Here is a 22,387-nt window from a genome sequence, read left to right as displayed (position 1 = left end):
ACCTCCTCATTATAACATGTAAAAAAATGAAGAAAAAGGATTATTTTACACGAAATGATAGCGTATACTAATGTCAATAAATTAAGTTCTAAAGGAGGAATGAGTGATGTTAAAGCAATTAAGTTTAAATAGGGATAAGAATTCAGGAGTAAAATTGATTAAATTTTTGGGACTCATTCCTGTTAGAATGATAAAGCGATATAGAGAGATAAAAAGAGAGAATGAGTCACTCAAAGAATTAGAAGATACTATGTTTAGTAATATAGAAGCTGATTAATTGTAAGGGGGGGAATTGTATGTGGATTAGAACACAAAATAATAGACGGTTAGTTAAGGTCAGGGAATTACAAATAAAGTCATGTAATAAGTTAGGATCTCAAGTATATCGTATTGTAGGTACTTATAGTAGATTATCATTTTTGACCAAAATAGAACTAGGTAGATATCATACAATGGAAGAAGCACAAATTATTTTGAGTGACATACAATATCATATAAATACAAAAAATCAAAAAGTTTATCAAATGAAGTAATAAGGCAACAGATGGTAAAATTCATCTGTTGTTTTTATTAAACGCTGTGTTAGACAATATTGTTGATAAGTTGAATAGAACTTCCCAAATATGGTAAACTAATAATAAACAAATGTTCGAGGTGAGTTTATGCCAACGTTAAGTTCCATCAAAGCCGATATCTTAACTTTAAATGATGGACAACAAGCTAATGTATTAAGCTATATTTCAGAGATTTTATCACTTAGCCCTGTTTCTATAACTGATTGTCGAGAAGCTCGTTTTTCAAAAGGAAAGGCTTGTCCTCATTGCGATAGCCATGAGATATGCAAGTATGGCATTACATGTGGTAAACAACGTTATAAATGCAAATCTTGTCGTCGAACATTTACAGACCTTTCAAAATCGGTTTTATCAAGTTCAAAGTTGCCATTAGAAGACTGGTTAGAATATTTTAAAGACGATAAAGAAATTTTGAAAGGAAAAAATATACTTCTTCAAACAGTAGCAAGTCAACTTGAACTAAATATTGAAGATTATAGAACGAGAACTGCTTTATTTAGATAAGATTATTTTCTATTTCTAAATAATTGATTTATCACTTATTATGTTGTAAATTATAGAAAAATATATTTTAAGGAGATTGGTTTAACATGAGCGAATGGATTGAAGTTACACTGGATAATTGTATTAGATTTCTTCCGCTATTATTAATAGGAATTCTTTTTTTAACGAAGAAAGCTTCAAATTTTGTTTCTCCTAAATATAAAAATCAACATAGTTTATTAAAAATTATAGGTTATCATCTAATTGTTTTAGCAGTAACATTCTTTTTATTAATAGAATCTTATTATTATTTTAGAATTTTCTTAGATACACGTATATTTCTTTTTATCGGATTATTACCAATTTTACTAATTATTATAGCAATTTCTTTTCATTTTTTTACGAAGCGTTTGAGGAATAAATAAAACAAAAATTATAATTATATCCTAAAAAAAGATAATGAGTATAATGCTCATTATCTTTTTAAATATTTATTAACGATTTTATCTAACACAGCGTTAAATTAAGAATTATTATAATACTCTAAAAAAAATTATTTTCGAGTATTATTTCTAAGTATCTTAACGATTAATGATAGGATGTATATTCCAGGTATAAAAATTAGTCCCAATAAAATAAGATGCCCAATAAACATAAATATCTCTTTTAAAAATTCCATTTCGTTTCCTCCTTTTTGGAAATTATACTATAAAATCTTAGAATCAAAAATGTAATAAAAAGAAAAAAATACATTTTTAACCAAAAAACTTTTATTTATTATGAAAAATGATATACTATTTAAGTAAATAGTGTAATAGGAGGAGTAGAATGAGAAAAAAAATGATGATTTTAGGGGCAGTAATGTTATTAGGAGGAGCTTTTGGGAAAAATAATGTTTTAGCTTCTACGCTTGAGACAGAGCAATTAATTGAAGAAATCAGTCTGAATATGGAAAAAGTTTACTTTGAAAAATTAAAAATGTCATATAGTGATGAGGAGATTATTGACATTATTACTGAAGAGGTTAATGATAGTATGACTGAGTTTGAAGATGAAGTTATTCTTGATTTAAATACTTCTTCTCGAAGTTTACCAACAATAAAAGAATTTAATGTTGAAACACCAAGTGGATATAACTATACAGTCACATCTGTATTTACACCACAACCAAATTTAAGAGGCTCAGGATCTGAGTCAGGATACATTAAATATAATTCAACATATACTCACCAGATAAAGACAACTACCCCATTGCTTGTTGGAAGTCAAAGTTTACATACTACTATTGCAACAAGTCCAGGTAAAATTTCAGCACAATCAGTGAATGCTTACTGTGTAGGTGGTGGGTTATATTATTGTGATCAAGGTCAAAAAGATGCTTGGTCAGAAAATTATACTATGCCAGGAACATATTCATCTTTTGCGACACGTGGTGTTTATGTTTATAGAGTAGAAGCAAGTGTTGCTGGAAGTATTGCGGCTCAAGGAAGTATTTATGCTAAGTATGGTTGCACTGCATATGATAATGTAAACCAAAGAGTAACAGTTAAAGCAACATGGAGCTATTAGTTTCATCTATTTGAAGCTTTACTATTTGATACAGCTTTTTTGTATCAATAGTTAATTAAAGAATGACAGATTGTAATATTAAGTGCAACACATAAAACTTGTGAGGGTGTAAGATAAAGTGTGTGAACTCTTAGAACAGTTGCCATAATAAGTTAACTATTTTCGATTATATAATCTGAGGAAAAATAACAATTATTCTGCTGAGATTGACATGGAGGATATTCAAAAACTAAAGCTGAATCATTAGAATAAATAGTAAAAGCCATCAAGAACTAAATCTTGATGGCTTATTTTTTAGGAGGTGAATAACATGAATCAGCCAATCATCATATATGAACGGGTACAAGAAGAATACGATCAATTCCTTCAAGAGCTGTTATAATTAGATGAAGAAGCAATAGCAGATTGATTACATGAATTAATTTTGAAAACCATGATTCTAGATTTAATTGTTGAAGAAATGTATATAGAAGATGAGTTGAACTATTTACTGGAACAGGAGGAATCTTTGAATATATTATATAAAATAATGAACGAATGTTTGTTGTTGGCGATTTGATTTGTTATAATTTATGTATAATAAATTAAAAGGAATGATGGTAAATGTTTCGGACACTAGTATATTTTAATCATAAAAAGGTAATGGAGTATAAATCCTTAATTGAAAGGAAGAAAGTAATAGAATTTAAAAATGCAACAGTAAGTACACAGAATGGATTTAAAGGAGCAATAGCATTTTTCTCAGGTGAAACTGGAGGGAAAAGTGAATTAAATGGAGATATTCTTAATAATTATTTATTGGATTGTGAAGAGTTCGAGAATGCCTTACAAGAAAGAGATGATTATTTTGATCTATTAAATTATGATGCTGATACTAATACGATACCTAATTCAACAATAATTCGATTTACAGGAACATTTAATATACCAGAAGAGTTTCATATGTTAGATATGTTGAATAAACTTAAACCGTTTTTAGTAAATAGTATTCAAGCAAACTCAACAGAGGAGCGTGAAGCTCTCAAATCCCTTTTAGGTAAAGATAGTACAAAAGTGCCACTATTCATTGAGACGGAAGATTTATTTGATGGGAGAATTTGTTTTTCAAAGGTGAATTCTAATAATTTCTGTTGTGATATCGAAAGCTTAGATGAGTTTGAGAACGAAGAGGTAACTGTTCTAGCTAAAGTTGTTTCAAAGAAGAGAGTCAATGGAAAGTCAGTTATTGTATTTGATGTATTGAAAGACTTGTTCTCCTTAAATAGAGCTATTAGAAGACAATTCGATTTACAACCAGATCCTAATATAAAAAATATTATATTGGATGAAGATTATGTGCAATTAGAGGTGTTAGCGATATATCAATAAAAAAGACTTATTATAGGAGGAAGTTATGACTAATCCGTGGATGGTAGAAAAAGCTAAGCTGGAAATAAGGTATATGTTGGAAAAGTCGAGTAATGATAGGCTTATAACACATAGAGGTGTTGCAGGGAGTGGAAGAGAAGAATATTTAGCAGAATTATTAGAAAAATATCTTACTAAAAATTATGAAATTACTGGTGGATTAATCATAAATAGTAGTGGAGCTCAATCAAATGAAACAGACTTAATTATTTATGATACTAATATTTTACCTCCCATGTATATAGATAAAATACATCATATGGTTCCTATAGAGTCTGTCACGTATGCTTTTGAGGTTAAAACAAGATTAACTAAGCGGGAGTTACAGACAACCATAGAAAAGTTTATGAATTTACAATCAATGGAATATCGTAATATGACAGTTTGTTTTGCATATAATACAGATATTATAGCGTGTGAACTTAAAAGATATAGAGGTTTAGACGATAATTTTTTACTCAATCCCGCTATAAAGTGTTTGTGTGTAGTAGGAAAAGGATATTACTTTTATATTAGTAAAATGATTAATAACAATCAAAGATACTGTGCATGGGTTGGAATTGAATCAGATGATGAAAATAAAGAAGTAGTTTGTTTATTAGGTGGGGTAGCTAATACTTTAAATCAGAAGGCGCGTCTAGGAGAATATTTGTTAGAATCAGGTGAATTTGATTATTTTTATCAAGCAATCTTCGATCAAAATGATAATCTGATACAAAAAAGTGAGGAAAATAGATCGTTAATGTAGAATAACTTTCTATATAAAAAAGATTAATCTCAATGTAGTAGTGATCTACTATACTCAGATTAATCTTTTTCTTTTTGCTCCATTTTCCTGTAACAGTTGCGGACGTGGATATTATGGTGGAGATGGGGGGAGTCGAACCCCCGTCCTAAAACACCGACCACTTAACTTTCTACAAGTTTAGTCTCCTATTAAATTTAACGGGTGACTGGTTAGGCGACACACCTGTCAGACCGCGAGTTTGATCATCTCTTCTAGGCTATTCAAACGGCACAGACTAGCGTATCCCACTACAGTGAGCCTAGTCATTCAACATGGGCGATTGAATGGTAGGCAGCTACGTTATATTAAGCAGCTAATTGTAAGTTTGTTTTTCCGGTTATTAAAACCTCGACCTTTTAACGTGGGTTAGCACGACTTGCTTATTAAGCTCAAATGCCCCAGTCGAATCCGTAACATCCCCAGGTTAATTTGATTACATAAAACATTATACTTTATTTTATCTCATTTGACAAGTTCTCATAACTGTCAATCCAAGTCAACACTCCCAATAGTATGTGAATTTAAACAATTCTTATGTTTCAAATTACTAAAAAAAGTGAAAACGTGTTTAATATCTCAGATTTGGTTCATAATAAAAACGTGATTTCTGTTAAACAGTCCAAACTGAGGTGAATTATGCTAAATATTATAACGAACATACTATTAACGGTGATGTCTATCTTGTCATCATCAAACGTATTAGTTACTAATCTCGAGCAAAACCAAATTGAATCACAACAATTAATGAATGTATTAATTTCTACCGAGGAAAATGAAACACAAATTAGTTTTTTAAATAAAGAATCTAATGATGATACACCATCAAATCAAAAACAGGAGTCACAAGAACTTCACAAAGTGAACTCATCTTCTGAAGTAAGTGATATTCCTAGAATAGAGGAAGATGAAGCAAAGAAAAAGGCAGCTTTAGCTAACCTACAGGCAGCTTTAAGTGAAAGTCAAAATGAAGACTTAGAAGAGAACCCACAACAAGAAGTTTCAAATCAAGCATTCAAGCTTAGTAGTTCAGGTGATGAAATTGTAAAAGTGATACCACTATCAACGATCTCAAATTCTGATAGTAAAGTAGATGAAACGGAGACTGTTTTTAAAGATTATCGTCAGACATTTTATAGTGTAACAGGTGGTGAGGTTAAAGTCGGGTATGGTCTTACTTATCAAGATGATAGCGTTAAGGTGATTGATAACGTGATGCACTATTATGATGCTCAATATGAATGGCTTCCTATTGTTGCGATAAACATTGATGAAGTATTAGAAGTGGGACTAAATGAACGTGGCATTCCTAATTACTATGGAACAGTTTTAGAAATTACTTATCCAGAAGGAGATACACAAAAAGCTATTGTTTTAGATGCATGTGGTGCTTGTAGTTGGGACAACCGTATTGATTTATGGGTGTATGATCATGATTATCAGCATGATATTAAAGGAATTGAATATCGTATCGTTAGGGAAGGATTTAAAGATGATAAAGAACAATCATGATATTGAGTCACTACAAGTAATGCTTATTAAAATGATAGAAGATCGTATGTTAAGTGAAGATGATTATAATTTAATAACGAAATACTTAGATAAGTTAAAAAATGATTTAAATAAAAAGTAGGTTTCGCTCGACCTACTTTTTTGTATTTTCTAACAACGTTTGACTATGACTTAAAAGAAAATCTTTAAATGCTGTAATGGATGGGGTGACATATTGATTTCGAACTGATGCCAGATAAATGTAACGTTCATGTTTAGGGTTTGTAATCGGTAAAATCTTGACGTTGAATTGTTCTAAAAATTGAATTCGAGGAATAATTGCAATACCATAATTCACAGAGACTAAACCTGCTACTGCAGTATCTTCTTCAACTTCACAACGAATGGTTGGATGGATATTTGCTGCATTAAACAAAGAATCAATGATCTTACGGACTCCGCTTTCTTTATTGAAGGAGATAAATGGATAATCAATGGTCTCGTTTAAATCAATCGTTTCTTTTTGTGCTAAAGGATGCTGAGGCGGTACAATCATCACCAATTCTTGCTGAGTAATTGGAATAAATTCGATGTCTGGTTCATTTTCAACATAGGAGCAGAGAGCTAAGTCGTATTTTTCGGATTTTAAATCTTGAATCAGTTGTTTTGTGTTACCTTGCCCAAATGAGAAGCGAATATTTTGATGAGTCTCATGCTTTGAAAATTCCGTGATAAGATGAGGAATAAAGCTCGCACCTAACGTATAAATGAACCCCAACTCAATTGAACCATTTGTTTGATTAGTTAATTCACGTAATTTTTTTTCGCCTAACGCCAATTCATCTAAGGCATTTTCGACGTAAGTTAGGAAAAAACGTCCGTGTTTTGTTAAACGAATATTTCGTCCGTGTTTTTCAAAAAGAGATGTTCCAAGATCTTTTTCAAGTGAAGCAATGGCATGACTTAAACTCGGTTGAGTAATAGAGAGTTGTTCAGCAGCTTGTGTATAATGTTCTAACTTAGCTAAAACTCGAAAGTATTGAAGATGGTTTAAGTTCATATTGGGTCACCTGCCACTATTAAAAGTTTTATTATTTGATAATAGTATATCACACCTATAGATAAAATGAATGAATTTAATAATAGGAAGCGATTAGAAATCATTAAAATAAGAATTGATGATTATTGATTTAATGTGTCTTTCAATACCCTAAAAATTTTAACGTCTATTGGATGACAGTAACCTTGATTAGTTTTAAAGACATTGAAAAAATTTATCAGTAAATAAATCAGTTCCCATTTCTAGGCTCTTTCATATTTTATAGTAAAGAGATCGGAGGGGATGGTGTTGTGATTAGAAAAGAAATTGGTTATTTAAAGTTAACAACTGTGCTTATTCAGTTGCTTATTATTTTAATGTTAGCACCTGTGACTAAAAATTTTGTTGACCAACTATTTGGGGGACTTCTGATTAACGAACTAACGTTATTCATTCTATTTTTATTACATGGCTACACTTATCGAGAATGTAGCCGAAGTCGTATGTTAAAAAGTGGACACCTATTCGGAATCACAGCTGTCATGTTCCAAGTTAGTATCCCACTATATGTCTTATCAACACTCATACTTGGGGTTGAAACCTATCTACTACTAGCTAACCGTTGGCCCTTCAAAGGAAACTCAGTTAACCAAATCAAAAAAATTAAACATAAATAAAAAGAGCAAACAGCAATGTTTGCTCTTTTCATTAAAGGCTTTAGCCTGTTGAGCTCGCGAAGCGTGCGAAACATAAAACCACCTGCTATGCGGGTGGGAAATAAAGGTTATACCACTAAAAAATCACCTTTCTTCCTATAATAGAGTTGTTCAGGCTACTATTTTAGAAGAGAAAGGTGATTTTTATGGCCAATAAGGCAAATAGTTTATCTCACACAAAGTGGATGTGTAAATATCACATTGTGTTTACTCCTAAGTATAGACGAAAAATAATTTATAATCAATATAAAACCAGTATAAGGGATATATTAAAACAATTATGCGCCTACAAAGGAGTAGAAATAATAGAAGGACATCTGATGCCAGATCATGTCCATATGTTAGTAAGTATCCCACCCAAAATGAGCGTCTCAAGTTTCATGGGATATTTGAAGGGGAAAAGTGCATTGATGATTTTTGATAAACATGCAAATTTAAAATATAAATTTGGAAATAGACACTTTTGGGCTGAAGGATATTACGTAAGTACAGTTGGATTAAATGAAGCAACGATTAAGAAATATATACAGGAACAAGAAAGCCATGATATAGCCATGGATAAATTAAGTGTAAAAGAATATGAAGACCCTTTTAAAGGGTAGCTAGCCATACGAAAACTCCTTCAGGAGTAAGCAAAAGCGGCAAAGGCAAGTAGCTTGAACAAAGTGAAAGCTAGCGCCTTGAGACGCTAGCCGGTAACAAGGGCTTATAGACCTAGTGAAAACCACCCGTTTGACGGGTGGTTTTTATTTTTAAATCATTATTCTAAAGAATCTTTTGTAAATGGGATAATAACTTTATTATTAGATTCATCATAGAAGGTTACACTGAATTTAGAATCATCATTCGCGTATATATATGGTAGGAATTCATGATCTATAACTTCAGGGAAAGGAATTGCAAAGGCTCCCTTTGGAATGTCAGTCGTGTATTGGTTATTGTTAATATTTATTGTCATAACTTCTGCATTTTCATTCCATCCGACAATTAATAAGGAAAAGTCTTTTCTGTCTTGAGGGCTATAGGGTTCATTTAAAGTGTATATATCATACATGGGCTCTTGATTTAATGAAAGCTTACATAAAAATAATGGTTTTAAACGACTAAAGTTAGCTTTATAGTAACCACTAATAGTTATAGCCAATCCATCTTCTTCTACAGTTAGTTGATAGGGATCAAACGCAACTGTTGTTTTTCCTTCTAAAGTAGATAAAGGAAGAGTCTCGAGATGCAACACTACTAAAATACTTACAATGTAACCTATTATTATACTAACAGTTGAATGATAAAAAATTCGCATTGAATTTGAATTCATGTTTCTTATTTTTTCAAGAAGTTGCTGTTTTTTTGAAAGAACTAAAACTTTAAACATTAAGCGATAAATAGATCCTCCAATAATAAATCCAAGGACATTCAAGAGGATATCATCAATGTTTAAGTATTGATTGATTTTGAAGAGTTGTAATAACTCGACAATAAAAGAAGTCATAAAACCAATTTTTATAAGTTTTGAATAATTTTTTTGATCGATAAATAGTAAGAATAAAAGAAATCCAAAAGGGATGGTAATTATAATGGTTTTTAAAATGGAAATTAAATTATCTTGAATTGTATTTAATGTATATACTACTGGGATAAAATTTGCCTGTTTGAGAGTATCAGTTAAATTTAAAGTAAATTCTGTGTCTTGAAACAAAGTAATTTTTATAAAGATTATAAGGTAAACTAGAAATGCCAAAATAGTGATATCATTTAAATTTAATTTTCTTTTCTTTTTTTGAATGTATCTGACATACTTCAATATAACTAATAATCCTAAAATTATTGGGATAATATACTTCATATTTATCACCTACTTTTTCATTTTAAATAAATTATACCAATAATATCTAAAAAATAGTATAATTTTAGTGATATTAATAAGAAGAGGGGAAGAATATGAAAAAATTATTTACAGCTGTGTTTTTATTTGTGGCTTTAATGATGGCTAGTAAGACAACATTTGCAAGTGAGATCATTATTAATGACCCAGATGTTCAAGTAATCGTTGAGAAAGGGGATTCTCCTTTATCTAATATTAAGGGGAGAGTTGATCACTATACTGATATTTATACATATGGATTATCACGCCCAATGAGTGCGCATAACTTAGTTAAAGGTTATAATTTTGGTGTAAGTGCCTCTGCATCAGATATTTATTCAAATTATTATTTTACAAATCACAATGGTCGTATAAATATTTATTTAGATGAATATCACGGTAAAGGTTTTTTTGACAAAACATATAAGTTTTATTTCTACGAACAGGGTTCAAATAAGTTAATTATGAGTACTTCTTTAGATAAAGGAGAAAAAGTTACGGTCCATGTGTTAAACTTATCAACAAGTAAAGGGTACTACTTCAAAATCGTTCCAAATAATCAAACGAATATTAGTGGGAAAGTTTATCGATAATCAATCAAAAAAAGAGTAAGTTATTATTAGAGCAACTTACTCTTTTTTTGTAAATTTTTCTTTATTTTTTTATTTATTCAATTTTAGCACGAATCTTTATTATTAAAAGTTTTTGATTCGAGCCATCATTTCTTCTATTTATCTTCATAAAATAAAACAATTTTTTTGTAAAATGGCTAAAATTAGTTAAAAAAATGGAGGGAGAGTTGACGGGAATATTCATTCATATCATAATTAGTATAAGTACCTAAAAATAGTGGGTATGGGAGTAAGGAGGAAACATATGTTTGATCATTCGAATTGTGGGATTGGGGCCATTGCCAATCTAGATGGGGCATATAGTCATGAAATTATTGAACAAGGGATGACTTTATTAAAAGCCCTTAGCCATCGTGGTGGAACATCAAAAGATGGAACAGGGGATGGATGCGGGATCCTATTACAAATCCCAAAACATTTTTATCACAAAAAATATGGAATTAGTGGGCCATTTGCGGTCATGATGGCATTCTTGCCAAAAGAGATTGAAGATCGCAAAGTAGCCGTTGACAGTATCTATGAGGCTGTTCATCATTTTAATATGAAAGTCATTAAAGAAATTGAAGTACCAGTTGACTCAACATTTTTAACGCCGACAGCCAAAAAAACAGAGCCAATTCCAACTCAATTTATCTTTGATATGACTAATTATGATGAGGCCATGTTATATAAACTTCGTCGTCGTATTGAACAACACTTTAAAGATGCAAAATTATCAGATCGAACATGTTATATTTTATCATGTTCATCACAAACGATTGTTTATAAAGGATTATTACGACCAGAAGAGCTTCCAAACTATTATTTAGATTTAAAAGATGAAGATTTTACCTCAAATTTCTGTATCGTTCATCAACGATTTAGTACGAATACAAAACCTTCATGGAATTTAGCGCAACCATTCCGCTACTTAGCACACAACGGGGAAATTAATACTGTGTCAGGGAATATTAAATGGTCAAATGCGCGTGTGGGATTAGCGACTCATCAAGAAGTGTATCCAATTTGTAATGAGAGACACTCAGATAGTGCGAACCTAGACCGAACACTCGAAGCACTTCTTCATGAAAACTTCGAGTTAGAAGATGCAGTGACTCGTTTATTACCAAAAGCTTATGAGCAAGATGCACGATTAAGCGATGACTTAAAAGCTTATTATGAATATAGTGGATTAAAACAAGAAGCATGGGATGGACCAGCAGGGGTAATTGTCTGTGATGGTCATAAATTAATTGCGACACTTGATCGCAATGGATTACGTCCATTCCGCTACATTCAAACGGAAAATCAAATCATTTTAGCCTCTGAAATCGGAGTTTTAAATACACCACTTGAAGACATCAAAGTCGCAAGTCGTATCCAAGCAAGTGAAATTCTTTGTGTGGACTTAGATACACAAACGATTACGACAGATGCAGATATCAAAGCAGTTTTAGCGACACAACAACCTTATCGCGAGTGGTTAAGTGAGAAAGTCATTAAACCAAATGCGACGCACAACTTCTGTCCAGATATTCAGAACTTTGAAGAAAATGAGAAAAAATTTGCTTACACAAAAGCTGAATATTTACAAGAGTTAAAATCATTAGTCGAGACTGGAAAAGAAGCCATTGGCTCATTCCCTTATACAGCGGCTTTAAATTTATTACAAGATCGTCCACAATTATTCTTTGACTTCTTTAAACAAAACTTTGCTCAAGTCACGAATCCACCATTAGATTCGATTCGTGAAAAATCAGTCTTCTCATTAACTTCCAGCTTAACGTCTGTTACTTCATTACATGATGGTAAACTCGATTTCCCAGTTTATGAATTTTCAACACCGTTAATCACGAGTGATCAGTTTGAAGCCATTTTAAATGAGAAGCAATTTAATCCAGCGATTATTAGCTTAGCTTGCCAAACAACCCTTTGTGAATCGATTGAAATTTTCAAAGCTAATATTAAAAAGACGGTTAATGAAGGAACAAAGGTCATTATTTTAGATCAAGAAGCAGCGGGAAAAGTTATTCCGTCATTAATGGCAACGACGGTGGCACATGATGTATTAGTTGACTTAGGAAAACGTCTAGAAGTTCGTTTAGTTGTGAAATCGGCAGATGCACGTTTACCAATTCATCATGCGATGTTAATTGCTTATGGAGCAGACGTTATTTTTCCATATTTCTGCTATGAATATATTGCGCGTCAGGTAGAAAATAAAGATGAAGCATTGAGTACTTATATTAAAGGATGCGATGCTGCTTTATTAAAATTAATGGCGAAGATGGGGATTGCAACGATTGCTTCTTATCGTGGATCAAAAGTATTTGAAGTCGTTGGTCTAGATGAAGAAGTCACATCTTTATTCACAACAAAAGCTTCTATTTTTGGTGGAAAATCATTTGAAGATCTTGATACCAATCTGCTTGGAGAAGGTCTTGACTTAAATAAAGTAAACGAATATCAAAATATGGATTCAACCTTCATGAACCATGCGTACTCGAAAAAATTCATTAAAGACATTAAAGCAGCCGTTGCAGCGAATGATTATGAAACGTTCAAAGCGATTATGGAAGCCGAGCGTAACCGTAAAATCAACTTACGTGACTGTTTAGAATTGCAGAGTGAGACTCAATTACCACTTGAAGAGGTGCAAAGTGAAGAAGAAATCGTTCGTCAATTTGTTGCCTCAGCCATGTCATATGGGGCCTTGTCGATTGAAGCTCATCGTACGATTGCTCGTGCGATGAACGAACTAGGAGCAGCTTCAAATAGTGGTGAAGGTGGAGAATTGGTTGAGCGTTTTGGGACAATCACAGCCTCAAAAGTGAAACAAGTCGCATCAGGCCGCTTTGGAGTGACGTATGATTACTTAAGAAGTGCCCAAGAAATTCAAATTAAAATGGCACAGGGAGCAAAACCAGGAGAGGGTGGACATTTACCAAAATCAAAAGTCGATGAACATATCGCCCGTGTTCGCTATGCGAAACAAGGAGTAGATTTAATTTCACCACCTCCACATCATGATATTTATTCAATTGAAGATTTAGCGCAATTAATTTATGATTTACAAACAACAAATCCAAGCGCAACGGTGAGTGTGAAATTAGCCTCATTAGCTAATGTTGGAACCATTGCGAATGGAGTTGTTAAAGCGGGTGCAAAAAAAGTTGTTATTTCAGGATTTAATGGCGGAACCGGAGCTTCTCCAAAATCATCATTAAAATATACTGGGCTACCATGGGAGTATGGATTATTCCAAACTCATAAATCATTACTTGAAAATGATGTACGTCATGAAACGCTGATTCAAGTAGATGGACAAATTAAGTCAGGATATGATGTTGTTTTAGGATCAATCTTAGGAGCGGATGAATTTGGATTCGGAACGATGTGCTTAGTCATGGTAGACTGTATTGGATGTAAGCAATGTCATACTGGAAAATGTCCAGCAGGAATTACGACACAAAATGAAACATTACGTTCACGTTTAAAAGAGGATCCAACAATGTTAAAAACATATATGACATTTGTTGCTCGTCAAACTCGTGAATTAATGGCTAATTTAGGTGTTCGCACGTTAGCAGAGCTTCGTGGACGTACAGAATTGATTCAAATTCCAACAGAAAATGCATATCATTTAAAGCTTGACTGGTTAGAATCATTACCAGTGACACAAGAAATGAATGTGGTGAATCCGACACTTAATGCAGTCAATCTGTCAACGAATGAAGTTAATACGATTGATACGTCTTTAAGAACACTTGGGGTTCAATTTGTGAGTGAGGAAGCACGTACATTTAAAACATATGGCTATGCGGGACAAAGTTTTGGAGCTCTTATGAATGAAAGTGTTGAGTTAATCCATACAGGTTATGCAAATGATTATGTTGGGAAAGGATTAAGCGGTGGACATATCACGGTTAAAGCAGACGAAACGACACGCCAAAAAGCCGATCAAGATCCGACTTATACGAATCATCACTTAATTGCTGGAAATACGATTCTTTATGGGGCAACATCAGGAACATGTTATTTAGAAGGTCGTGTTGGAGAACGTTTTGCTGTCCGTAATTCAGGAGCAACAGCCGTCAACCACGGAATGGGTGTTCATGCTTGTGAATATATGACAGGCGGGGTTGTTGTCTCACTTGGATCGGTTCAAGCGAATGTTGGAGCCGGAATGACAGGTGGATTACTATATCTATACAAAGCAAAATATTTAAATGAAAAATTAAATGAATCTTATGTTAAAGCATTTGACATGAAAAATCGTCATATCGAGATTTTAAAAGAAATATTAGTTGATTATGTCGCAAAAACAAACAATCAATTAGCCACACAAATTTTAAATAACTTCGAACACGAAGTTTTAAACTTCACCCTCGTCACATCAGCTGACTATTATCAATTAGAACTATAACTAAAAGGGACACCTCGTTTGAGATGTCCCTCTTTAAATTTCTTATAATTCATTACTGATTTCTTTGTTTAGAATTTGATATCACGACTTTATCAATGTTTTTATTATTTTTTTGAAAATAAAGTTTGAAAGAATACTTTAATAGGAAGTGGATTAGAGTTTCCTAGAAGTATAGTTGGAGCTTTTTTTAGCAGGATATTTATTAAACAAATTGAGTTAGCTGTATCAGATGAAATCATAGGAACATGGATTTTAGGCGCACTTTTAACTTATCCATTATCAACACTGGTACTTGGAAAAGAAGTGGCGGTCTTGGTTTATCTCGTTCTATTTCAATTAGTTTGGGAGAAGTGAATCTAACAAAAAAGACTGGCTAGCGTCCTAGCAGTCTTTTTGTTAGTGTATTCTATGGTTCGATATGCGTTAAAGGTTAATGTTTTTGTTCTTTTTTCTTTGTTGTGACACCTGTTCCAGGAACAGGTTCACCAGGTTCATAAATTTTACCTGGTTGTTTCACTTTCTTTTCATTATACTTATGCATTTTACCAGACATCGTAATTCACCTCCATAATCGTTATCATTTACTAAAATGATAGAACTAATCCATAAAAGTAAAAATAATCAGATCATTAGATAAGAGAAAAAAATTAGATGTATTAAAAATAATGGTAATCATTCTAAATTTTATAAATTAACCTTGCTGTTAAAGAAAAAATATGGATAAAATTCGAAAAAATATTTTAATTATGGAAAAAATATTATAAAATGTATGTGTAAAGTGTATATATTGGCAAATATAGGGAAATCTAGAGGCGCAAAGCTAAAGGGGCTAAGGTTTATATAAACTATGCCAGCCAGTTGCCGAAGAATGATAATTCTTTGTATTTCATAAAAGAAATAATAACAAGCTTTGAACAGGCTTTTTTTATGATGTTTTTTTGTGATATTGAAATAAGATGGCAACTACCTTTTATAGGTAGTTTTTTTATTCTTAGGCGTGGTACCCTTCTTGCTTATATAAGCAATAAGAGAAATGAGTAGTTTTTTATCACTTTCGAATTATCATTAAGAAAAAGGGGTAAGATCATGAAAAAAAGTTTACCGAGTGTATTAGCATTATCACTAATTATCTCAAATTTTTCGCCAACACTAAGTGTATTCGCCAATGAATGGCAAACACAAGTGAAAGTTTCAGAAGAAGAAACTAAAGAAAATAAAGTGAGTGAAGCGATTGTTAGAGGCTTTGCATTAAATAGCTATGATAACTTTAATGCTTACAATGAAAAGTATCGCGTCTCACGAGATGAGATAGTCTCATTCTCAAATAATGGGGGACAATATAATTCAAGTTCGTTAGATAAAGCATTTGATAATAATTTATCAACTCATTGGGAAACTGGAACAAAAAATACTTCCTCATTTATCAATGAAGTGATTATTGAATTTAATCAGATTAAATCTATTGATCGTATTGTTTATGCCACTCGACAAGATGTAGCTAAAGGAAAAGGATTCCCAAATGAATTTGAAATTTATGCTTCGTTGTCTGGGGAAGATGATGATTTTCGATTAGCTGTTACTGGAAGTCATACTACAACAGGAAATATGATGGAGTTTAAGTTTGATACGATTCAAGCTAAAAAAATTAAATTTGTTTTTAAATCAGCTAATCAAGATTGGGCCAGTGCATCAGAATTTTGGTTCTATAAAGAAGATGCACTTCTGAATCAAATGAATCACATTTTTACGAATGAGTCTAAAAATGAACTAAGTGAAGAATTTAATACCATTGAGAAGTTAAATGAATTTGAGGTTCTTGCACAGCAACATCCATTTTATGATGATTTTAAAGAGGATATTGCTAATGCTCGAATTTTATTAGAATTAACAGAAGTTAACTATATGAATGCGATGATTTCAACGTTTACTTCTTTTGATGATGAGAGATTAGAGGCTTATGATGCATTATATAAAGTGCCTTCTGAAAAAATCACAAGTATCACGACGAATGGTGGTCATTATGCAAGTCATAGCATTTTAAATGCAATGGATAATGACATCAATACAAGATGGCATTCGAGATCTCAAAATAGTTCAAGCCATACGAATGAAGTTATTATTACATTAGAAGAATTAACAACAATTAATCGCTTAATGTATTCAAATAATCACTCTAGAGGATATGCCCAAGCATTTGAAATTTATATCTCAAAAACATCTCAAGGTGATACATTTGAAAAAGTAACAGCTGGAGAGATGGCGATTGATACAAAAAATACGATGGAGATTTTATTTAATCCAACAGATGCACGTCGTATTAAATTTGTGTTTACAGAAGGATATGAAAACTGGGCAATTGCTTCTGAGTTTGGAATTTATAAACCAGATAGTATCTCTGAAGTAATGGATCGCTTATTCATAGATAAGACTATGAGTGAATTAAACCCGGAATTTGCTACAATTGCAATGATAGAATCATTGACTGAACAAGTAAAAAATCATCCATTTGCTGATGAGTATATGGAAAAGTTGAACATTGCTAAAGAGTTAATAGAATTTGGTACTATCCAATTGGGAACTTCTAATATAAGTAAATTTACACCATTTTATACAGAATATATCAAACAATATGATGAGATGTTCCGTGTGCCTATTTCTGCAATTAGTAATAATGGTGGAAATTATCCAGGAGCTCTACTTCAATATGCAATTGATGAAGATATCACAACGCATTGGGAAACTGGGACTGCTAATAGTGATACATTTAAAAACGAAGTTATTTTAACGTTAGATAAAGCAGTAGAAGTTGATCGTTTAACTTATAAACCTCGAACGATTAATAAAGGATTCCCAACAAAATTTAGTATCTATATATCGCCAGTTACTACAGGAGATAATTTTCAAAAAGTTTCGGAAGGTCACTATGCGGTGACAAATGACATGTTACAAATCAAGTTTGATTCAACAAAAGCAAAGCGTATTAAATTTGTTTTTGAAGAAGCCTATCAAGATTGGGCATCTATTGGAGATATCCGTGTTTATAAGCAAGATACTACTGCAGATCAAATGAAAAATCTATTTACAAATGGACTGATGAATGAAGTATCTGAAGCTTTTAATACAATTGAAAAATTAGAAGCTTTAGAGGAGAAAGTGAATGAGCATCCATTAGCTTCTGTTTATCAAGAAGATATTCAATTAGCAAAAGATATTATTAATAATGAATTACAAACGGTAAAAACAGTGACTGTAGAGCAGCACGGTGACCGAAATGCACACACTAATCAGAATTTAAAGTTTGGATTTGGAAATAACAATCAACCAACTGGAGTGTTGGCGAAACCAGGTGATACAGTTGTTGTTTATGTTGATGCTGAACCAGGAAAACCATTACCTCAATTGTTTTTCTCACAGCAAGAGGGAAGTTTTGCAAACTGGGGAAGAACGGTTAGTTTACATGCTGGAAAAAATGTCATTACAGTTCCAGAGGTTACTCAAAATGATGGGTGGTATCATCATTCAGTAACACCAGGTGGAGCGGTATATATTGTTAATCCTTATACAGAGGAGCAACAAGGAAAGTCACCAGTTATCCGATTTGCTAAAGGTGTTGAAGTATTTCCAATGATGGATAAAAATACAGATGAGCAAGAGTTTTTACAGTTATTAAAAGATTATAAAGCACGATTAGATGCAGATAAAAGAGCGAATCCAGATGTGATGGATCGTCAAATGATTGATATCGTTGAAATTGTATCTGATCACTTAGTATTCACGGGAACAGCAACCGGAGCATATGAAGCCTATGTGAACCAAGAGTTTAGTCCACTTCAAACTGTAAACATGTATAATGACCACATGGATTTAGTATTTGAATATTTAGGATTGGATGGTAGCAATGAATTAAATGATGTGAAGTATACGCGTGAAAATATTCGTCTAGCTCAACCATTTGGATATATGTATGCTTATACAAATCATATCGGGGTTCAAGGCGATGTTATGGTTAGTATGTTAACGAGTGTCGGTGGTTGGGGTGTTGACCATGAAATGGGTCATCGATTAGATATTGGAGTTCGAACAATCGGAGAAGTTACAAATAACATGATTCCACAGAATTCATCGTATTACTATAATAAACCAGATAAGCGTATCCCATTTGAAAGTCATATTTATAAAAATGTAATTTCCAAAGATAATAATGAGTATTATTCAGGTTCATACTTTGAAAATTTAGCAGTATTTTGGCAATTAGAAATGATTTATCCTGGTTATTGGGCTAAACTTAATCGACAATATCGTGAGAACAATGTTGTATTAGATTCACAAGATTCAGCAAACGATAAATTAAATCAATTAGCAAAATACTCAAGTATTGCGTTAGAGTTAGATTTAACTGAACATTTTGAACGCCATGGGTTCTTTGTTTCAGATGAGACAAAAGAATTTGTCAGCCAATATAAAAAACCAGAAGTTAAAACGTGGTATGCAAATTATGACTATATTGAATATAAAGGAAATGGCTTTGAAAAAGAGACAGGATTAGTGGTTGAACGTTTAACGCATGGTGAACATAATCAGTTAGTATTCAAAGTAAATGCTGATGTTGCCGCTGATGTTTTAGGATATGAGATTTTTAAAGATGAAGAATTAATCGGATTTACTTCAACAAATAGTTTTATTGATACAACGACTGAAGTTGGAGAAGCGGTTGAGTACAAGGTAATTCCTTATGATAAGAAGTTAAATCCAGGTGAAGAAGTTCATCTTCATTCATTAGCGCCGACAATTATGACTAGTCAAGAAAAGGTAATATTCAAATTAAATGAGGCATTTGAACCGATGAATCTTGCAAAAGCTTATACATATACTGGTGAAGAGATGACGAATGCAGTAACAGTTAATCATTCAGTTGATATGAGTCAAAAAGGAATCTATCCAGTCACTTTCATGGCCGAAGATCAAGGAATGACAACGGCTAAAACTATTAAAGTCGAAGTGGTTAGTGACTATGACTATTTATCAGATATTGAATGGACAGATGTTGAAACAGTATGGGGAACACCACGACGAAATGAAAATATTAAAGGTCGTATAAATGGTGACATTCAAACCTTTGAACAAGGATTTGGAATTCATGCGAATGGAAAAATAACGTATGATTTAACAGATTTAGACTATGATCGATTTGAAGCATTAATTGGGGTAGACATGAATATTGCCTCTCAATTAAATTCAAGTTTACAAGTGAAGGTTATTGCAGATGGTCAAGTTTTAGCAAAGACGCCAATTTTAAAACATGCCGATAATATGGTATCTGTCGATGTGCCAGTTAAAGGAGTTAAGGAATTAGTAATTGAGATAAATGATGCAGGGAATGGAAATACGTCAGACCATGCTATAATCGCTAATCCGAAATTAATTACAAATAATGCCAAACCGCAATTAACAATTCCAAAGGATGCAGCTGTGAAAGTAGGACAAAAATTAGAAGACATTATCGGTACATACACGGCAAAAGATGCTGAAGATGGAGAATTAACAGCATCAGTACAAGTATCAGGAGCAGAAAACGTTAACTTCGATTGTCCAGGAAAATATACAATTACTTATACTGTTACAGATTCAGATGGGAATCAAGTTGAAAAAACTCGTACGATTTCAGTCGTTGATATGAATGATTTTACGTATCTAACAGATTACGACTGGAAATCAGCAAATCAAAGTTATGGAAGTGCGAAAAAAGATATCTCTGCAAGTGGAAATACCTTGAGATTAACAAATGAAGATGGATCAGTAGCGACTTATGAACACGGAATTGGTGCTCATTCAACGTCAACGATTATCTATGATTTAAGCGATAAAGATTATCAATTTTTCAGCTCATATGTTGGGGTCGATCGTCAAATGTATGGTTCAGTCGGAAGTGTTGTTTTTCAAGTTTATGTTGATGGGGAAAAACAGTTTGATAGCGGATTAATGAATTCAAGAGACCCACAACAGTATGTAGAGGTTAATTTAGCAGGTGCGAAAGAATTAAAACTTGTGGTGACAGATGGTGGAAATGGTGACGGATCAGACCATGCAACATGGGGAGATACAAAACTTCATTTTGCTAATAGTGAACGTGAAGAAATTAACCGTGAATCATTAGATACTTTATTAGAAGAAATTGACTCACTAACGGCTTCTGATTATACTGAATCATCGTGGTTAAACTTAATGCAAGTTCTTCAAGAAGTAACTACACAATTAGCAGCGGGATATAATCAAGAAACAATCAATCAATTAACAGCTACTTTACAAGAAGCTTACGAGAAACTAGAAAAGGTTGTTAGTTTTGATGAATTAGTTCAATTAATTACAACTGTAGAAGAGATGGACTTATCAGCTTACACGTCTGAAAGTGTTGAACAGTTACAAACTACTTTAGAGCAAGCAAAAGCATTAGTAGAAAATGCAACACTTCAACCAGAAGTCGATCAAATGATTGAAAAACTTCAAACTGCAATTAATCAATTAGAAAAATCAGAAGATTTAAATCAAGTGGTTGGGATTAAAGATGACTACTTAAAAGCTGAAATAATCAAAACGTTAAACCTTCAAAAAAATGAAGTAACAGTAGGTGATCTATTAAATTTAACATCACTTACGTTAAGTAATCGTGTTAAAAATTTAGAGGGATTACAATATGCTAAAAACTTAGAGAGCCTTGAGTTCCCTCATGCTGAAGTCACAGATTTATCTCCCTTAAAAGATTTAACAAAACTAACAAAAATTGTTGCAGATTGGCAAATTATTGAGGGAGGAATGTTAGAGCGTACAGAAAATAAAGTGTCTATTGATCATAAAGTAATTAACCGTCAAGGTGAGCGTGTTATTCCATCGAGTATTATGGTGCGTCATAATCAAACCTTTACAGAAATGCCTATTGATTTAGCAACAAGTATGAATGAAAATGGTGTAATCTCATTTGATACCACTTCATACGAAACAGGGAGTTACTCAGTATTTATCGCATATGAAAATGAAGCAGATAATTACCAAGCTCAAGTCTTATATATGTTTAGAGTAGAATAGCACTAAAAATATATTTATATAAGTCCAGATAAATTTTCTTCATAGAAAATTTAAGCCCTACTAACGGTAGATACATTTTCTTCGAAAATGGTAGGTGACCCAAGCCCTAATAGTAGGGAATTAGATTTCTTTCAGAAATCGTAGGTGACCCATTCCCTAGCAGTGGAGGATTAGATTATCTTTGATAATCGCCAGGTGACCCCTGGACGATAGTTGGCCTTGAACTTAAAAAGGACTAGAAACTGAGGATGATTCTGAAAATGTAGATTATTTCTCTGTTTTTATATAGTTAAAAACCTAGTAGTTTAGCTACTAGGTTTTTTCAATATGACGAATTGTCAATAC

Annotated in this window: 18 protein-coding genes, 1 other RNA gene and 1 riboswitch; of the genes, 15 read left to right on the top strand and 4 right to left on the bottom strand. The window is 32.5% G+C overall.

The genetic code is table 11. From position 1 onward, the window contains the following. Positions 1 to 106 precede the first annotated feature (106 nt). The 7 genes from NEH74_RS00770 to NEH74_RS00740 all read left to right on the top strand — a co-directional run bounded on the left by NEH74_RS00770 (position 107) and on the right by NEH74_RS00740 (position 4,782). A complete protein-coding gene (locus tag NEH74_RS00770; protein ID WP_262940924.1) occupies positions 107 to 277 on the top strand; it encodes a hypothetical protein in 171 nt (56 codons plus the stop codon). Positions 278 to 296: 19 nt separating this feature from the next. Then, positions 297 to 533: a hypothetical protein gene (locus tag NEH74_RS00765; RefSeq protein ID WP_262940923.1), complete on the top strand. Its 237-nt coding sequence runs from the start codon at positions 297 to 299 to the stop codon at positions 531 to 533. 129 nt (positions 534 to 662) lie between these two features. Continuing rightward, positions 663 to 1,079, top strand: a complete 417-nt coding sequence (locus NEH74_RS00760) for a hypothetical protein (RefSeq protein ID WP_262940922.1) — start codon at positions 663 to 665, stop codon at positions 1,077 to 1,079. Positions 1,080 to 1,165: 86 nt separating this feature from the next. Then, a complete protein-coding gene (locus tag NEH74_RS00755; protein ID WP_262940921.1) occupies positions 1,166 to 1,483 on the top strand; it encodes a hypothetical protein in 318 nt (105 codons plus the stop codon). 403 nt (positions 1,484 to 1,886) lie between these two features. After that, the gene (locus tag NEH74_RS00750) at positions 1,887 to 2,627 is read left to right on the top strand and encodes a hypothetical protein (RefSeq protein ID WP_262940920.1); all 741 of its coding nucleotides are present in this window, start codon (positions 1,887 to 1,889) and stop codon (positions 2,625 to 2,627) included. Between the two features lie 603 nt (positions 2,628 to 3,230). Further along, a complete protein-coding gene (locus NEH74_RS00745) occupies positions 3,231 to 3,995 on the top strand; it encodes a hypothetical protein (protein ID WP_262940919.1) in 765 nt (254 codons plus the stop codon). Positions 3,996 to 4,020: 25 nt separating this feature from the next. Next, positions 4,021 to 4,782 (top strand): DUF6602 domain-containing protein, encoded by a 762-nt coding sequence (locus tag NEH74_RS00740; protein ID WP_262940918.1) that lies wholly within the window; start codon positions 4,021 to 4,023, stop codon positions 4,780 to 4,782. A 114-nt stretch (positions 4,783 to 4,896) separates the two neighbouring features. On the opposite strand, the gene ssrA is transcribed toward NEH74_RS00740, so the two are convergent. Continuing rightward, positions 4,897 to 5,242: a transfer-messenger RNA gene (gene ssrA / locus NEH74_RS00735) on the bottom strand. A gap of 215 nt (positions 5,243 to 5,457) precedes the next feature. Here ssrA and NEH74_RS00730 point away from each other — a divergent pair. Further along, positions 5,458 to 6,330 (top strand): hypothetical protein, encoded by an 873-nt coding sequence (locus NEH74_RS00730; RefSeq protein WP_237297047.1) that lies wholly within the window; start codon positions 5,458 to 5,460, stop codon positions 6,328 to 6,330. Further along, the gene (locus NEH74_RS00725) at positions 6,311 to 6,451 is read left to right on the top strand and encodes a hypothetical protein (protein ID WP_156343943.1); all 141 of its coding nucleotides are present in this window, start codon (positions 6,311 to 6,313) and stop codon (positions 6,449 to 6,451) included. The genes NEH74_RS00730 and NEH74_RS00725 overlap by 20 nt, the downstream gene beginning before the upstream one ends. A 12-nt stretch (positions 6,452 to 6,463) precedes the next feature. Here the strand turns inward: NEH74_RS00725 and NEH74_RS00720 are convergent, their stop codons facing one another. Beyond that, complete coding sequence (locus NEH74_RS00720; protein ID WP_262940917.1) at positions 6,464 to 7,369, bottom strand: LysR family transcriptional regulator; 906 nt, start codon at positions 7,367 to 7,369, stop codon at positions 6,464 to 6,466. Between the two features lie 290 nt (positions 7,370 to 7,659). On the opposite strand from NEH74_RS00720, the gene NEH74_RS00715 reads away from it, so the two are divergent. Together NEH74_RS00715 and tnpA are read left to right on the top strand one after the other, a co-directional pair. Further along, a complete protein-coding gene (locus tag NEH74_RS00715) occupies positions 7,660 to 8,025 on the top strand; it encodes a hypothetical protein (RefSeq protein ID WP_055305769.1) in 366 nt (121 codons plus the stop codon). Positions 8,026 to 8,210: 185 nt separating this feature from the next. Then, the gene (gene tnpA, locus NEH74_RS00710) at positions 8,211 to 8,666 is read left to right on the top strand and encodes an IS200/IS605 family transposase (RefSeq protein ID WP_055166236.1); all 456 of its coding nucleotides are present in this window, start codon (positions 8,211 to 8,213) and stop codon (positions 8,664 to 8,666) included. Between the two features lie 158 nt (positions 8,667 to 8,824). Here tnpA and NEH74_RS00705 read toward each other — a convergent pair whose 3' ends face one another. Next, positions 8,825 to 9,907: a VanZ family protein gene (locus NEH74_RS00705; protein WP_055305979.1), complete on the bottom strand. Its 1,083-nt coding sequence runs from the start codon at positions 9,905 to 9,907 to the stop codon at positions 8,825 to 8,827. A 95-nt stretch (positions 9,908 to 10,002) separates the two neighbouring features. On the opposite strand from NEH74_RS00705, the gene NEH74_RS00700 reads away from it, so the two are divergent. From NEH74_RS00700 to NEH74_RS13650, 3 genes are all read left to right on the top strand, one after another. Next, on the top strand, positions 10,003 to 10,518 hold the full coding sequence (locus NEH74_RS00700; protein WP_055305980.1) for a hypothetical protein: 516 nt from the start codon (positions 10,003 to 10,005) through the stop codon (positions 10,516 to 10,518). Positions 10,519 to 10,801: 283 nt separating this feature from the next. After that, the gene (gltB, locus tag NEH74_RS00695) at positions 10,802 to 14,962 is read left to right on the top strand and encodes a glutamate synthase large subunit (RefSeq protein ID WP_055305981.1); all 4,161 of its coding nucleotides are present in this window, start codon (positions 10,802 to 10,804) and stop codon (positions 14,960 to 14,962) included. Between the two features lie 141 nt (positions 14,963 to 15,103). Beyond that, positions 15,104 to 15,316, top strand: coding sequence for an energy coupling factor transporter S component ThiW (locus NEH74_RS13650; RefSeq protein ID WP_082417984.1), 213 nt, complete (start codon positions 15,104 to 15,106; stop codon positions 15,314 to 15,316). 76 nt (positions 15,317 to 15,392) lie between these two features. Here the strand turns inward: NEH74_RS13650 and NEH74_RS00690 are convergent, their stop codons facing one another. After that, positions 15,393 to 15,515, bottom strand: coding sequence for a hypothetical protein (locus tag NEH74_RS00690; RefSeq protein ID WP_256637878.1), 123 nt, complete (start codon positions 15,513 to 15,515; stop codon positions 15,393 to 15,395). Between the two features lie 226 nt (positions 15,516 to 15,741). Further along, positions 15,742 to 15,828, top strand: a riboswitch (cyclic di-GMP riboswitch). A 220-nt stretch (positions 15,829 to 16,048) separates the two neighbouring features. Between NEH74_RS00690 and NEH74_RS00685 the strand changes: the two genes are divergently transcribed. After that, entirely contained in the window at positions 16,049 to 22,042 is a 5,994-nt protein-coding gene (locus NEH74_RS00685) for an NPCBM/NEW2 domain-containing protein (RefSeq protein ID WP_262940916.1), read from the top strand. Positions 22,043 to 22,387 lie beyond the last annotated feature (345 nt).

The organism is Turicibacter sp. GALT-G1 (assembly GCF_025594995.1).
Lineage (GTDB): Bacteria > Bacillota_I > Bacilli_A > MOL361 > Turicibacteraceae > Turicibacter > Turicibacter bilis.
The sequence above is the reverse complement of the archived record's forward strand: the minus strand, read 5'-3'. Positions and strand labels throughout refer to the sequence as shown.